The organism is Okeania sp. SIO2F5 (assembly GCF_010692685.1).
Lineage (GTDB): Bacteria > Cyanobacteriota > Cyanobacteriia > Cyanobacteriales > Microcoleaceae > Okeania > Okeania hirsuta.
Genome location: NZ_JAAHGU010000006.1, coordinates 269803 through 285553 on the forward strand (window position 1 = coordinate 269803; position 15751 = coordinate 285553).

Sequence of the window (15751 nt, forward strand, 5' to 3'; positions counted from 1 at the left end):
TAAATACCACCAATATTGATACTTTAGCCTTTCATTTCATTAAACAAATTCAATTGTATAAATTTGTTTCTGCTATTTATTTTGCAGGTGACTATGAAAATGGAGAATATGCTCAAGGCAGACGAAATATAGATGGTACTCTAAATATAAAAGTATTTGAAGATTTTCCCAATCGTGTCGATTATCTCGTAAATAAAGAAGGTCAGCGTATTAAAAAGCTGCAAAGTGTAGTAGTAATTATGACAGTACGTTTAGTTACCGCACCTATACTCAAACTTAATTGTGCTGCCAAAAAAATTACTCAAGGTAAATGGGAAACTCAACTCCACATTAACCGTAACGATGAAGTGGGAGAACTGACTCACTCTTTTAATTGTATGGCAAACCAACTGAAAAATTCCTTTAAATCTCTAGAAGCAAACAACGAACAACTCAAGCAACTCGATCGCCTCAAAGACGAATTTTTAGCCAACACTTCTCACGAACTACGAACCCCCCTCAATGGTATTATCGGTATCGGTGAATTTCTTTTAGAAAGCAATACAGAAAAATTGAATTCAGTCACCACTGGCAACTTAACGATTTAAATATTGGGGGTGGGGAGTGTGGGGAGGTGGAGAAAGTGTGGATAGAATTATAAACATATACTGTATAACCAGATTCTATATAATTTATCTTTCTCCTAATCATAAATTTATTCAGCAACGCCCCAAAACTTAATATTATATCATGTCCGGTAGCATCGGTATTGTAAGCGTGAAGGTAAGGAAGAGGGAAGAAGGCTTAAAAGCTGGAAAAAAGGCTTAAAAGCTGGAAAAAACGTAAATTTCCTGTAGATATTCACCCTTGATTTTACACAAACGATACCAACGGACATGATATTAAAGGTGCGTGATGGCTCAACTATGAGTCTATTATCGTCACACACCTTACTTATATCATGTTCCCCTCCGGGGGAGCTACGAATTGCGGATAATCAGTTATAATAAACCTTCTGCCTTCTAACCTTGCTCTTTCCCTTCAGCATAGCTGCCCTCTGCCTTCTGCCTTTGGTCCACAGATATTATAAGTATTCAACCGAACATGATATTATACTGCTTGAAACTTGTTGCAGATATAGCCTATGTCCGCTAAAATCCTTTTAAAGTTTTCAGGGCAAACTTTTGCACTTGCTCATCTGAGTCATTTTCGGCTCGATCGCTCAATATCTGGAGAATCTGAGTATTCTCTTGATATTGTTCGAGAATTGCCTCTAAAGCAGTTTGGCGCGGGTTATCTTCCCACTCCTCCTGGCGTACAAATGGATCGGAGTATGTGCGAGTGCAGAAAAATTCAAACATTCCTGGTTCATCATGCCAACCTAAAGCTAACTGCTGTATTGCTGAACGTCGTACATAAAAATTATCATCAGACTCAGCTAATTTTTTGAGCATAATAACCGCAAAAGGATCGTTTTTTCCCAGCATAGCAAATAATTCTAAAGCAGTTTGTCGCACATAAAAACTACGATCGCTCATAGCTACTTGTTTGATAATTTCTATTACCTCAGGGTCATATTGCCAACAAATACCTAACTCAACCACTGCTGTTTGCCGGACGCACACATCCTCGTCAGAAATAGCTAATTTTTTAAATAACGCTAATGTCTCAGGGTTATGCTTCCAACCGAGAGCTAATTGCTGCATTGCTGCTTGTCGTACTTCTCGTTCATCTGTAGACTCTACCCTTTGTTTGAGAATAGTAAAAGTATCAGGGTCATCTTTCCAACCAAGAGCTAATTGTTGCATTGCTAGCTGTTGTAAATCTGGACATTGAGCTGATACAGCCAGCTTTTTGAGAGCAGACATGGTCTCAGGGTCATCCTTCCAAGTAGTAGCTAATTGTAGTACTGCTGACTGTTGTAGCTGTGAACAATTGCCAGACACAACCAGTTGTTTGATAATATTTAGAGTGTCGGGATCGTCTTTCCAATCTGTAGCTAACTGTTCCATTGTTGCCTGTTGCACATAAGAACACGGATCGTCAACTGCTTGTTGTTTGAGCCAAGCTAAGATATTAGGATCGTCCTTACCATCATTGCCTAGTTTAACGACTGCTGCTACTCGCACATCTGAACATCCGTCAGATACAGCAATTTGTTGCAGAGTTGCCAAAGTATCACCGTCATTTTTCCAAGTAGTAGCTAACAATTCCATTGCTGCTATGCGTACTTCTGAAAATTTATCGGATAATGCTGCTTGTTTAATTGTAGCGATCGCCTCTGGGTGATCTTTCCAACCTGTGACTAACATCTCCATTGCTGCAATTTGTACATCGTGGCGATCGTCAGACAAAGCAACTTTTTTGACTACTTCAAAAGTCTCAGGATCGTCATGCCAAGCAGTAGCTAGTTGTTCAACTGCTAACTTCCTAGCGTGCCAACAATCATCTTGGAAAACGACTTGTTTGAGAATAATCAAAGTATCAGGGTCATCTTTCCAACCGATAGATAATTCTCGTATTGCTGCCACTCGTGCATCGGAGTTAGATAGAGCCAATTTTTTCAGCAGAGCTAGAACACAAGGCTCATCTTTCCATCCAACAGTTAATTGTGCTACTGCTATCTCTCCCACTACCCAGCACTCAGGAGACTCAGCCTGCTGTTTGAGAAAAGTCAACACATCTGGGTCATGTTGCCAAAATGCACCCAACTGTACCACTGCCAGTTCTCGCATCCGCCAACATTCATCTGACTGCACAACCTGTTTCAGAATAGCTACTGTATCAGAGTCTTTTTGCCAGTTTTCGATTAAATAGCCCATTGCTGCTTTTCGTACTTCTGAAGCTGTGTCTGATATAGCCAACTTTTTCATAATAGCTACTGTATCAGAATTTTCCTTCCAATCTGTTACTAACTGTTCCACTGCTGCCAGTCGCACATGAGAACACTGGTCAAATTCTGCCAGTTGTTTGAGGGTTAATAGCGTATCTGGATCGCTTCCCAAATTTTCTGCTAGTTGACTCATCGCAGCTCGTCTTACCTCTGAAGCTTGAGCAGACAAAGCCAATTGTTTCAGAATAGTTCCAGTATCGATGTCATCTTTTGCCAGTTTAGCTAACTTGAATACTGCTTCTGAAGCCACATAAGGGCTTGGATCAGACATTGCCATTCCTTTGAGCCAAGCTAAAGTCTTGCGGTCGTACTTCCCATCTTGATTTAATTTTTCTATGATGGTTAAACGTACTCCCCAATGTTTATCTGATTCTGCTCTTTGTCTTAGCCAGGTGAGAGTATCTATATCTTGCCAACCTTCAGCTAAAAGTTCTACTGCTGTTTCCCGCAAAGCTTCATCAACATCGGATACAGCTCGTTGTTTCAAAAATGCTAGGGTATCTGGCTCATTTTGCCAGTTTTGGGCTAACTGTTTTAATGCTGCATAACGTACATTTGAGGAACGATATTGATCTGCCAAAATCAGTTGTTTCAGGAAAGCGATCGTATTTGGATCGTCATGCCAACCTGTAGTTAATTGGGTAAGTATGGCTTCTTGTACCCACCAATATTCATTGTTAGATACTACAAATTGTTTAAGAAAAGGTAAAATATTAGGATCGTTTTGCCTGCCTTGGACAAGATATTCTGTTGCAGCTCTCCGCACATCTGGACATCCATCGGATATAGCTAATTGTTTAAGAATAGCTACAGTATCCGGGTGATTTTTCCATTCTATGGCTAGCTTTTCCAATGCTGCTATTCGCTGTTCTGGGTCTTCGTCAAACACCACTTGACGTTTGAGGGAAGATAAAGTGTGAGAGTCATTTTTGAGCATTATCATAATGGCCTATTGTAAGTTAATAGTTTTTTTAGCTTTACGTTTAACTTGGATATTTGTAGGGAAAGTTTCACAAACTGAGTCTATTATAAGTTAAATTAAATAAATAGAATTGCATCCTCAATAGATTTTATATAGATTAATAGTTGTATAGGTATGTGTAGACTAATTCCTGAAATCCGAGAATTCAGGAATATATGTCCAGCTAGTTGACTATACATCAATTTTGCCTATAGGTTAAACAGGAAAGATATTACTTAGTATTAATAAATATCTCTAGAAAATAGGTAGTAAGCAGTAGGGAATCAGGAGTAGGGAGTATGCGGAAATAATTAATAATTTATTTACGAAAATTAATTTTATTTTTTATAATTGGATATTTCTAAATAATGACATCATGAAATCTACAAGTAAGTGATACCTATCACTCCTTGAAAAATAAAAATATAAGTATCGTATGCTATTCTTTGAATAATGGCAGAAGTGCGATCGCAGCTCTAAGGCAGAGGATACATCTACTCACGACGCTGTAGGCGATAACACTTTTAGGACTTACGCAGTATAATATATTTTCATCATTGTTACCCACAGGGCAGCAACCTCAAATCCCAGTTTTTCCTACTTTATGTGTAAGTCCTGACTTTGTTTTTGAGTTATAAATTCTTAATTTTTTGGCTTTCCTAATGTGAATCTAGGGTTGTGCCAAGGGTCTTTTTTTATTGCAGAAACTTTAGTAATTTATAGAAATATTTATAATAGTATGTTACTTTTTTTATACTAAAAGTTATTTTAATTAATAATTAACAGTTGAAATAAATATTATTTAGCCTAAATTTTCTCTAAAATATTAATATAAATCTTGAAATATAACCATGCGAGAACTTTATCCACCCATTCAACCCTATCAAAGAGGCAATCTCAAAGTTTCCGATATTCACACTATTTATTATGAAGAATGTGGCAACCCCCAAGGTAAACCAGTAGTCTTTTTACATGGTGGACCAGGTGGTGGAATTCTGCCTCTTTATCGTCAATATTTTAACCCCAAAAAATGGCGAATTATTCTATTTGATCAACGAGGTTGTGGTCGTAGTACTCCCCATGCTGAATTATCTCAAAATACTACCTGGGATTTAGTAAGTGATATAGAAAAACTACGAGTTCATCTCAGTATTGAAAAATGGGTTGTGTTTGGAGGTAGTTGGGGAAGTACTCTAGCATTAGCTTATAGTCAAACTCATCCAGAAAATTGTATAGGCTTAATTTTACGAGGTATTTTTATGGTGCGCCCCAAAGAAATTTCTTGGTTTTATCAAGAGGGTGCAAGTAATATTTTTCCTGATGCTTGGGAGGAATATTTAAAACCTATTCCTATAGAAGAAAGAGGTGATTTAGTTAAAGCTTATTATCAAAGATTAACCAGTGCTGATGAAAAAGTTAGATTAGAAGCAGCACGCGCTTGGTCAATTTGGGAAGGAAGTACCAGTAAATTAATACCAACTTCAAATGTATCACAAAAGTTTGGAGATAGTTATTTTGCTTTAGCTTTTGCTAGAATAGAATGTCATTATTTCATTAACAAATGTTTTTTTGAACATGAAGAACAGTTATTAAAAAATGTCTATAAAATTCGGCATATCCCAGGAGTAATCGTACAAGGAAGATATGATATTGTTTGTCCGATGGTATCAGCTTGGGAATTACATAAAGCTTGGCCGGAAGCTGAATTTATCGTAGTGCCAGATGCCGGACATTCAGTTTCTGAACCAGGAATTATAAATGCTCTAATTAAGGCAACTGATAAGTTGGCAATTCTATAAAAAAACAGAGGTATTTTACTTGATAATTGTCAGTATTTATCCTTGTTAAACTCTAAAGGTGTTAGGCTTTAAGTAGCAGGTTCAAGAATTTAGAATTTAGAATTTAGAATTTAGAATTTAGAATTATCTCTCTTTGAAAAGAAGAGGATTGACTCAAAGGAAAATTTTCATTTATTATCCCCTTAATAAGGGGAGGCTTTAAACCAAAATATTTCGGTAAGCTGTTGTTACCTAAAGCCTAAAACCTGATTCAATTTAACTTTCAATAGTTCAAATTATTGCAGAAAATCTCTACTTTTATTCTGAAACATTATAATATTATTGCTAATAAAAAGTTTGGCATAATTTTGTAGTTTACTTCCTTATCAGTATATTAATATAGCGTTTCCCAAAGTCGTGAGGTACAGTTATCTTTTTGTCTTTTTATTCCCTATTCCCTAAAGCCTAAAATTTTGTACCTCACCAGTATGGGAATTGCTATAAATGATTTTAAACACAAAAATTATTCTAAACAAAACCACCAAATACTGCGAGTTTATAATATTTCCAAGGTACAGCTACAGGTACAAATTTGGCAGTTGTTAACATCTCCAAATGGGCAGACAAACTAGCTAATTGGTCTTGATTAGAAGAATAACCATGAGGGTTGCTAGTCCCAATTTTGGCACTAATTTCTGTTAAAGTAGTTCCTTGACTTATTGCCCACTCCTGCTGTATATGTTTAAACACCTCTGCTAATTCTGTAGTTGCAGGCAAAACAGGATCGGCATTCCAAAAACAACCTCCATAATTTAAGCTTTTTCTAATCTTTTGAAATAATTTTAATTTCATACTATCGCTCAGATGATGAATAGCGAGAGATGATACACAAGCATTAAAACCATCACCAATAGGGGATGATAAATCAGCGTTATTTGCCCACTCACCAAAATCCATTTCTATTTCAGTCCATCTATCTGTATACCCAGCAGCATCAATCTTAGTTTGGGCAAATTCTAGCATCCGTGGAGAATAATCCACCGCTACTATCTGTGCGTTAGGATATTTATGTAATAGCTTTAAACTTAGTTCCCCAGTACCACAACCAAGTTCCAAAATGCGATCGCTATTTTTTTGCACACAACGCACTATGACATCCAACATTTCATCATATCGTGGTAATAAATGTCGAATACCTGTGTCAAAATTAACAGGATGACTGAATACTTCTCCTGGAAAAATATTTTGCTTTTCTAAAGGTAAATCTTGAGAATCGAAAAAATTTCTCAAATTGCTTTCTGGATTAAGATTTTTCATCAGGATTAATTCATATGAGACCATAGCTTTATATATCTTAACAAATTCTATCTTTCTAGCTATAATTGATTAAGAACATTAAAGTGTAGTTAATACTAATTCAATAAAATAATGTTACAAATGAGTGAATGGAAATCCTTGTCATGTATAGATTTTTCCATAGCAGCAATTTTGAAAATTGGTATAATAGGTTTTTAAATTAGATGAGGTACACCAGCGCCAAACCTTAAGCATTTTGGCTGATATGGCGCAACGAATTTTTTTCAGTTTGGGTATTATGTATAAACTCATTCATAGAGTAAAAACTTTATTCATCCAACAACTCTACAAACGTACAGCATTAGTGTTAAGCATAATGTTCTGCATATGTATTATTGCTGGTTTATGGAATACACATCGTCTCTCATCTAAGCTAATTAAATCACAGGTACTGCAAAATGCCAGGCATTACGCCGAGACTATCCAAGCATCTCGTACACTTTATTCAGAAGTAGTAACTCGTGCTAAAACAGTTGAAGGTATTAGTATCACTCACGACTATAAAATCATAGAAGGAGGAATTCCTATACCAGCAACATTTTTGATTGAATTAGGTCAATACATCCAGCTTAAAAATCCAGGAATGTCAGTTCATCTCTACAGCAACTATCCTTTTCCCTCGCGTCAAGCAGAAGGTGGTCCCAGAGACAATTTTGAAGTCAAAGCTATCCGCTATTTGGAAAAAAAACCTAATTCAGAATTTTATCAATTTGTCAAATTTCAGGGACGTCCTTCATTTCGATATGCTCAAGCAGACATTATGAAACCAAGCTGCGTTAGTTGTCATAATAACCACCCAGACAGTCCTAGAAAAGATTGGAAAGTCGGAGATGTTAGAGGTGTTTTGGAAATTACTCAACCACTCGATCGCATCATTAAGACAACTAATGCGGGATTACGAGATACATTTTTGACCTTGGTAGGATTGTCTGTATTAGGAATTATTAGCTTAACTTTAGTAATTAGCAAACTTCGACAAACTTCAAAAGAATTGGAGAAACGTGTAATTGAACGCACAGCAGAATTAGCAACAGAAAAAGAAAAATCAGAATCTCTACTACTAAATATTTTACCAGAACAAATAGCACAGAGACTAAAGCAAGGACATGATCAAATTGCTGACGGATTTGCAGAAGTGACGATCCTATTTGCTGATATTGTTGGTTTTACTCAACTCTCAGAAAAAATTCTACCGGAAGATTTGGTAATATTGCTCAATAAAATTTTTTCAGAATTTGATAAGTTGAGCGATCGCCACGGGTTAGAAAAAATTAAAACTATCGGAGATGCTTACATGGTTGCTAGTGGTCTACCTACTCCACGAGCAGACCATGCCAAAGCTGCTGCAGAAATGGCTCTTGATATGCAACAAGAAATCAGCAAATTTAATTTACAGCATAATTTTGAACTCTGTATCCGCATTGGCATTAACACCGGACCTGTTGTTGCTGGGGTCATTGGCACGAAAAAGTATATTTACGACCTCTGGGGTGATGCAGTGAATACTGCCAGTCGCATGGAATCTCATGGAATTCCCGGTACGATTCAAGTTTCGACAAAAACTTACGATCTCTTACATAATCAGTATATTTTTAAGGAACGCGGTTCCATAGTAGTTAAAGGTAAGGGTGAAATGAAAACTTATTTATTGATTGGCAGAAAAGTATAGATAGAAAAAAAGAAATCAGGAATAAGGATTAAAAGAAAAATAAGACATCTAATTAAATTCCCATCGCCACTGAACATCAGAGAAAATATAAGTTGCTTCAGTTCACAGGGATGGTCTCTTGAGTATCCGTAATATCATGTCCGTTTAATTAGTTATAATAAAGTTCTTAGGTGGTAGGTCGTAGGTGTAAATTCAAGTGAGAATACTGGAAACAGAGCAGAAATTTGGGATATTCCTTCAAGATCGCTTCAACAGAACATTTTTATTATACTTAATCATCCGGACATGGTATAAGCACTTTAGTAAGTGAATTGGTTATTTCTCTTCAACAGTTTCATGCTGGATATATAGCAGTCACTATTACTGTATTTGACTTATGAAATAGCTACAAACTTGGGAATATCAATAATCAAACTTCTTCTTTCTTCCTTCTGCTATATTTGTTATGTTGATGAAAAAAGAACCTCAATTTATCAAAATTAGAGTTTAGGAGGACACCCCAAACTATCGCGGGTAGCTACTCCTGTAATAGGATTAATTCCTGAAGCATTTTTACACATTAATTTTACCTGATAGCGGTCTACTATTGCTCGAGAAAAATCTGCCCCTGTCACCACTGCATTACTGAAGGTGCTACTACTCAACATAGCATCTGTAAAAATAGCATTAGTTAAGTCAGTTTGATCGAAAGTGACTCGATCTGCAAAAGTATCAGTAAAATCTGTTTCACTTAAGTTTGCCCGAAAAAAGTCTCCCTTAGTAATAATTGTTCGTTGCATATTTGCCCCTTGAAAATTTGCACCCCGCATTTCTGCACCAGCAAAGGAAGTACCTTGCAAATCTTTATTAGAAAAATCTCGATAGTTTAAATCTGTAAGAGTATAGTTTACAGTATTTTCCTGTGCTTGAGCTAAATCAATATGAATTGGTAAAATACCTACGACAGCCAATATTAATACCAATACTAAAAATCCTGTTTTCACCACTACAATAACTGCTCCCAAAGTTGAGTATAACTAAATAATAAATATACCAAATTAGAGACCATCTTAACGAAGTCAGAAGCCAGAAGTTAGAAGTCAGATAAAGTCGCTGTGGGTAGGGCGACCTACAGAAATTATTTTTGTCATGGGGATAGATGAGCAACCCTCCAAAAATATTTCGCCAAAGCGGGGTGGTACGACCCAATTATAGCGCTACGCGCAAGGCAACAGGCAACAGGCAATAGGCAACAGGGGAATACAAAAGGGTTTCAGCTTTTATTTATGTCAAACACCTTAATGTGTAGCGCTATATTTTGATAAAAATAAAAAATTTGGGTGTTGCACAATAGAGAATGATATTCTAGAATTTTCTAGACAGATGGACTGTCCTGATTGTCAAAGTCATAAAGTAGTGAAAAATGGTCATCGTCAGGGCAAACAGAGTGATCTGTGCCGTAACTGTGGCCGTCAATGCGCGAGAAAGCCCCTGTCCTGCGGGTTATAGTTCTGATATTAAAGATCTTTGTGTGAAAATGTCCCTATTTGGCATGGGATTGCCAGCCATTGAGAGAGTGACTGGTATTTCCCATAACACAGTGCTCAACTGGGTACGACTTGCACAAGCGCAGATTCCCGATAGTAACTATGAAATACCTCAAACAGCTCACGCTAGATGAACTACAAACTTTTATTGGCTCAAAAAAAACCAAATTTGGGTCTGGAGAGTCGTCAACAGCAAAATGCCAGGAATTCTGAAGTTTGTACGGGGGCGCTCGCTCGTTAGTTACCTTCACTATATTGTGGCAGATGATTCACGCCTGGGCCGGTTTTCTTGAGATTACAGATGGATATCAGGTTGATCCCTGTTTAATCGACGATTGCGTTCGCGAAGTTCGGTGCGGAGCACGCTTCACCTAGTAAGCACCCGCAGCGATGACCAGAGTAGAAGGAGAAAACTGCCGTCATTGACACTACGCACGCTAGGTTACATCGTAAAACTTTGTGTTATTCCAAGTCCATTGATTATGTTTTACAGATCAATTCACCTGCTGATCTATTGTTTGAAACATCGTCAAGTTCCTCAATTCTCATAATCATTCGTCACTGTGCAACGCCACTTTGACACTCATCATTGATTTTTTTATTTTCCTACCTTAAATACCTCTTCATGACCATCTTTAGCTTTTTTTTACATAGCTTTTTTTTACAAACAGTCTCTTAGATTTTTGTTAAATGCTCAATTTGATATGAAGAAAAAAAACCTTATAACAACGGAGATACTTTATAATCATAAGTAAAACTTATAGTAGATTTCCAGAAATCAGAAAGGCTTGTCTTCATCGAATCTTCACAAAACTCAGCCAGGACTCTAACGGTACTTTGATATTTGTATGCAGTGAAAATGGCTTCAAACCCAATAGGGGCAAGGGTAATTTCAGTTATCAGTTATTAGTTATCAGTACCTCTGCAATAAGGAGGCTTGAAATATAGAATATTCTCTTTTTTATTGCCTTAAAAGAGGAGGCTTCAGACCACAATTTCTCGGTAATATATGAACAGGCTAAAAATGGTTCAAACCTAGATATATCAACAAACATCCTGATTAGATGTAAAACCTTTACTGTATAAGCTTTTGATGCTATTTTGAACTGATTTTTTGTTAAAATTTCTATATTATACTAACCTTTGCCTTCTATAGCTACAATATTTTTCATAACTTCTGAGATTAACTGTATCAAAAGTATTATGAGATTTATTAACCCAAAAGTCGATTATGCCTTTAAAAAAATATTTGGATCGGAACAAAGCAAAGAGATTTTAATTAGCTTTCTGAATGCGATTATTTATGAAGGAGAGAAAGTAATTGAATCTTTGACAATTGTCAATCCTTATAATCCCGGTCAGATAATATCATTAAAGGAGACTTATTTAGATATAAAAGCAGTTTTAAGAGATGGCTCTCTGGTAGTAATTGAAATGTAAGTGGCGCGAATGACTGCTTTTAGCAAACGGGTAGCTTATAACCTAGCTAAAGCTTATGCCAATCAATTAGAAAAAGGAGAAGATTATCCTCTATTAAATCCAGCAATTGCGGTGACTATTACTGATTTTATTCTGTTTAATAATACTGAGGGTGTGATTAATAAATTTGTGTTTCAAGAGGAAATCAAAAAGTTTGAATGCCTGGAGCGAGAATTGCGGTTAATTTTTGTAGAATTACCAAAGTTTAAGAGAACTTTGTCAGAGTTGAATAGTTTGACTGATAAGTTGATTTATTTTTTGAAAGAGGCAGCTACTTTGCATGAAATACCAGAAAATTTGGGAGAAGTATCAGAGATAGAAATGGCTTTAAATATTGCCAATAAAATTAATATGACGGCAGAAGAACTAGATATAGTTGACCGTCGGGGAATAACCTTGCAAGATTAAAGAGGGCGAATAATTTATGCGGTAGAACAAGGACGACTTAATCAAACAATAGTCTTAATCATGCGTCAACTGAAAAAGTGTTTTGGAGAAATTTCAGTAACTATAAGTAGTCAAGTGGAAGATTTATCCATTGAAAATTTAGAAAGTTTAGGAGAAGATTTTTTAGACTTCAAAAGTCTGGAAGATTTATTGAGTTGGTTAGAGAAACGTTAGTTGTTTTAATAAGTTAGGTGATCGCTTCCTACAATGGCCTTATATTTTGAGGAGGCGATCGCTCTTAATATTAGTAATCCTTTAATAAGTGCTTTATCAAAAGTATTTTTCTTCTGTAATTAAGGATTAAATAATTTCTGTCTGTTCATCAAACTCTGGAGTCTTACCAACTAACAGCAAAGCAAAAAAGTCTGATTCAAGACAAGAATCTTCTAAATTGGTAAATCTTCTACAATTAGATTAATTGTGTAATAAGTAAAATCTGAAAAAAGTCTGCTGTCATGTTCTGATAATTTAGCCAGGATATTGTAGGTAGGCAAATTAAGTTCAGCCCAACAAATATATTTTTTGTTGGGTTAACCTTTGAGAAGCAATCTCAGGTCTCTCAACCCAACCTGCAAGAGACTGTTTTTCTGATTAGACATCTAGCAGACTCGATCATCAGAAGCCAAAGAAAGTAATTTCTAAATCAATTCCAAAATTACTCAAATTCTGGATAAAATACTCTCCCAAAATCTTGAGAGAGCTGACCAATAAACAAAACTCATTTAATTACTCAAGAATAAATGTATTTATTAGAGAGTATTTGTCCTAATTCAAGATTTAATTTCACCTCTCTATTATGTATGTGGTTTTCTAATCTGGTTTTGTGACAGTGGCGATCGCAAATTTATTATTAAACATCTCTTTTTTTTATGAGTTAATTGAGATTTAGACCAGTTGCCAAAAATCTTTCTTTGTCGGCGCATTTTGTTAGAGATATTTTCCATTTGCTTCCCTTATTTCCTGAAAAAATCTCTAATTTATGACAACTCAAAATAACTCTCAAATCTTCACTTTCCTACAGGAGTCGCGATTACCCTCTTCTACCATTTCACGGAAATTAAAAGTCAAAAGTCAAAAGTAAGATTAGCATTCCATTACTAAAATCAAAAAACAGTTTCCCGCCATAACGCCAAAATATAAATTTAAACAATAAAATTAACTCTTATAATTTTTTCTGCTTATCAAAAAAATCTCTTGTTTTAGCTAATTATTACAAAATATTTCACGGACTTGCGTTATTTCAGCGATTTGGTATCATATAGATACATAGTTTATTGTGCCAATGTTGTATTTAAAAATAAAAAATTTTATCTAGAAAAAGCTACAACCTTCTATTTTTCGTCAATATAGGGTGCAAAAATTTATACTTTCTCCACGGTTGAATAAATCTCAAAAAAACAAATTTTGAATAGGTATCGGTGCTTAAGCAATTATAGCCATTGACAGATTTATTTTTTATAGGGTAAAAAAATTCTCTTCAAGATCAAATATTCCAGAAATGCCTAAATAGGGTTTGCTGAATAAAGTCTTTTGCTATGGGTAGGAGTCAACCCACCCCTAACCCAACCCACCCCCGCCCCTCCCAGGAGGGGACCCAGGAGGGGAAGTCAGGAGGACCGAGTCAGAATAAATGGGAATTATAGAGGAGGTAGTCGGAATAATTGTCCCTTGATTTTTCTATCCTTGTCTGCCCAAAATCCTAACTTTTTGGCAGCTCAAGCTTAAAAAGTTGCACTTTTTTTCAGTATAAAAAGGCTGAAGCTCTTATCTGTAAATGCTTTGAGAATTAATCAGCAAGCCCTCAATAATGCTCGATCTATATTTTGATTTTGTTCTTAGAGCGATCGCCAATCAAAATTCCTCACCTCAACCCAAAGAGGCGATCGCGCAAAATTATAGTGGTTTTTATCAAAATGGAACACAGACTAAGAACTGCAATTTTTGTAGAGACCCTTTATGAAAAGTCTCTACTATGGTCTAACAAAACTTAAACTTCTATTTTTGTAGAGACCCTTTATGGAAAGTCTCTACTATGGTCTAACAAAACTTAAACTTCTATAAAAAGCAGTAAAAAATTCCTTCAAATCTTTTGATTCCTAAATTCTGAATTATATTAAGTCTGGATAATTAGTGATGAAAAAACCTATCTTTTTACACAGGGTAAATATTCCTATTATTCCCGCTCCTTACTCCCTACTCCATTATTTATAAGTATTCAAGGGGACATGATATTATTCCTCTACCAAAGGCAATAATTCTAACTGATAACGATACAAAGCTACGGGATGATTACCTGCCACAAAATAATCAGGGTCTTGAGGTGATAAATAAATAGCAGTTATCTGATTTGCTTCAATTATTTCTCCTTGATTTTCATCGATAATATGATGATAATCTGTAGTTGTTTCTACCTCATTTAAGTAAATCATAGTCTCACCCTGAAATAGTTGCTGAGTTATTTCGCAGGTAATAAAATTATCTGAGTTTAATTGTTCCCTTGCCCTACCAGTAATAACTGAAACTAACTCTAGATTATCTCGCAAAATAGTTGTCTGACGATTAGGATTATTTTGGTCAATTTTTACAGATAAAATTGCATCATCACCCAAAAGTGCTTTGCCAATATTTAATCCGTTAAATTCTCGATCTGCAATAACTGCTTCTGGAGGTAAGTCTGATTTTTCAGTAGACCAATATATGGGCAGATTAATTAATTTTTGTTGGGATATTTCTTCGATATTCAAGTTTGGCTCGAACTTAATAAATCTAACTTTAAAATTTACTGATTGATGCAAATATTTACGATTATTTTCAAAGCCTGGCGTAACAATTTCTGGAGCTAATGGTGCAACCATATCTATTAAAGTACTTTTAACATTCCAATTTCCTGCCATCCAGTCTGGATAAATTAAGTCCTCTTTAGCGATACTAATTGATGGTTTATTTTCCCAGTTAGGAAAATCATCAATTCTGGAAGTAAGTGTTCCTGCTATTGCATTATTAGCCCGAAGCAAAATAATTGTAATTAAACATAAACTCCAAATTACTTGCCAGAATTTTTGATAATTTTTTCTAGATTTGTGCATTATTATAGTCGCAATTATTTTTTGAATAATTTCTTAGTATACCATTTTTATTTGAGATGTTTGATTGAATCAAGTATTCAGCTTTTTTGTCGGATAGTTGCTGCGAATATCGTTCCTCAAGCCAAAATAAATAAACCAAATATCAAAAATTTTGCTAGATTTTAAGGTGTTGTTATCTACAAATCTCAGTATCAACTTTGTGAGCTTTATGACAATATCCCCTCACTTTTAAAACATCCTCTCAATTGTACTTTTAACAATTCTTCGATTAAATCACTTAAATTCTGTAAATCATAAATTCTTTATTGGTGATTACAGCAAAATTTTAAATTGAGTTTTCCTAACTAATACTAATTTCATAAAGTTATGGAAGATATAAAGCTTGTAAAATCTCAGACCACTCAGTTATTGAAGAAGGAGACAGGAGACAGGAGACAGGAGACAGGAGGAAAATTACATGGGGATTCGCTCCCCCAAGTAATTTTGAACACTCCAGTTGACGGTGGGGTATTAAACCCACAAAGAAAATGATAAACCAACAACTTGATTAGTTAAAGATGTTAAAATTTTATCGACT

12 protein-coding genes and 2 pseudogenes are annotated in these 15751 nt (G+C 35.4%); 9 read left to right on the forward strand and 5 right to left on the reverse strand.

The genetic code is table 11. From position 1 onward, the window contains the following. Window positions 1–53: 53 nt before the first annotated feature. Window positions 54–587: a histidine kinase dimerization/phospho-acceptor domain-containing protein gene (locus F6K27_RS04205; protein WP_240038743.1), complete on the forward strand. Its 534-nt coding sequence runs from the start codon at window positions 54–56 to the stop codon at window positions 585–587. Window positions 588–1130: 543 nt separating this feature from the next. Here the strand turns inward: F6K27_RS04205 and F6K27_RS04210 are convergent. Beyond that, on the reverse strand, window positions 1131–3815 hold the full coding sequence (locus F6K27_RS04210) for a HEAT repeat domain-containing protein (RefSeq protein WP_287274353.1): 2685 nt from the start codon (window positions 3813–3815) through the stop codon (window positions 1131–1133). A gap of 869 nt (window positions 3816–4684) precedes the next feature. Here F6K27_RS04210 and pip point away from each other — a divergent pair. Next, window positions 4685–5632: a prolyl aminopeptidase gene (pip, locus tag F6K27_RS04215; RefSeq protein ID WP_287274354.1), complete on the forward strand. Its 948-nt coding sequence runs from the start codon at window positions 4685–4687 to the stop codon at window positions 5630–5632. A 507-nt stretch (window positions 5633–6139) separates the two neighbouring features. Here pip and F6K27_RS04220 read toward each other — a convergent pair. After that, window positions 6140–6952 (reverse strand): trans-aconitate 2-methyltransferase, encoded by an 813-nt coding sequence (locus F6K27_RS04220; protein ID WP_287274356.1) that lies wholly within the window; start codon window positions 6950–6952, stop codon window positions 6140–6142. A gap of 253 nt (window positions 6953–7205) precedes the next feature. Here F6K27_RS04220 and F6K27_RS04225 point away from each other — a divergent pair, with 253 nt between their 5' ends. Continuing rightward, window positions 7206–8636 carry an adenylate/guanylate cyclase domain-containing protein gene (locus F6K27_RS04225; protein WP_287274358.1) on the forward strand — a complete coding sequence of 477 codons (1431 nt, stop codon included), beginning with the start codon at window positions 7206–7208 and terminating at the stop codon, window positions 8634–8636. A 479-nt stretch (window positions 8637–9115) separates the two neighbouring features. Here F6K27_RS04225 and F6K27_RS04230 read toward each other — a convergent pair whose 3' ends face one another. Continuing rightward, complete coding sequence (locus F6K27_RS04230; protein WP_240038744.1) at window positions 9116–9640, reverse strand: pentapeptide repeat-containing protein; 525 nt, start codon at window positions 9638–9640, stop codon at window positions 9116–9118. Window positions 9641–9998: 358 nt separating this feature from the next. Here F6K27_RS04230 and F6K27_RS04235 point away from each other — a divergent pair. The 3 genes and pseudogenes from F6K27_RS04235 to F6K27_RS33525 all read left to right on the forward strand — a co-directional run bounded on the left by F6K27_RS04235 (window position 9999) and on the right by F6K27_RS33525 (window position 12262). Next, window positions 9999–10713, forward strand: a pseudogene (locus tag F6K27_RS04235) (IS1 family transposase). A 652-nt stretch (window positions 10714–11365) separates the two neighbouring features. After that, window positions 11366–12049, forward strand: a pseudogene (locus F6K27_RS04240) (Rpn family recombination-promoting nuclease/putative transposase). 12 nt (window positions 12050–12061) lie between these two features. Then, window positions 12062–12262, forward strand: coding sequence for a DUF4351 domain-containing protein (locus F6K27_RS33525; protein WP_338043114.1), 201 nt, complete (start codon window positions 12062–12064; stop codon window positions 12260–12262). A 620-nt stretch (window positions 12263–12882) separates the two neighbouring features. On the opposite strand, the gene F6K27_RS04245 is transcribed toward F6K27_RS33525, so the two are convergent. Then, entirely contained in the window at window positions 12883–13032 is a 150-nt protein-coding gene (locus tag F6K27_RS04245) for a hypothetical protein (RefSeq protein WP_161564986.1), read from the reverse strand. A gap of 586 nt (window positions 13033–13618) precedes the next feature. On the opposite strand from F6K27_RS04245, the gene F6K27_RS04250 reads away from it, so the two are divergent. Then, window positions 13619–13813, forward strand: a complete 195-nt coding sequence (locus F6K27_RS04250; protein WP_287284034.1) for a hypothetical protein — start codon at window positions 13619–13621, stop codon at window positions 13811–13813. 82 nt (window positions 13814–13895) lie between these two features. Continuing rightward, the gene (locus F6K27_RS04255) at window positions 13896–14048 is read left to right on the forward strand and encodes a hypothetical protein (protein WP_287274359.1); all 153 of its coding nucleotides are present in this window, start codon (window positions 13896–13898) and stop codon (window positions 14046–14048) included. Window positions 14049–14319: 271 nt separating this feature from the next. Here F6K27_RS04255 and F6K27_RS04260 read toward each other — a convergent pair whose 3' ends face one another. Next, window positions 14320–15174, reverse strand: coding sequence for a DUF6816 family protein (locus tag F6K27_RS04260; protein WP_287274361.1), 855 nt, complete (start codon window positions 15172–15174; stop codon window positions 14320–14322). A 366-nt stretch (window positions 15175–15540) separates the two neighbouring features. On the opposite strand from F6K27_RS04260, the gene F6K27_RS04265 reads away from it, so the two are divergent. Continuing rightward, window positions 15541–15705 (forward strand): hypothetical protein, encoded by a 165-nt coding sequence (locus F6K27_RS04265; protein ID WP_287274363.1) that lies wholly within the window; start codon window positions 15541–15543, stop codon window positions 15703–15705. The last annotated feature ends 46 nt before the right edge of the window (window positions 15706–15751 follow it).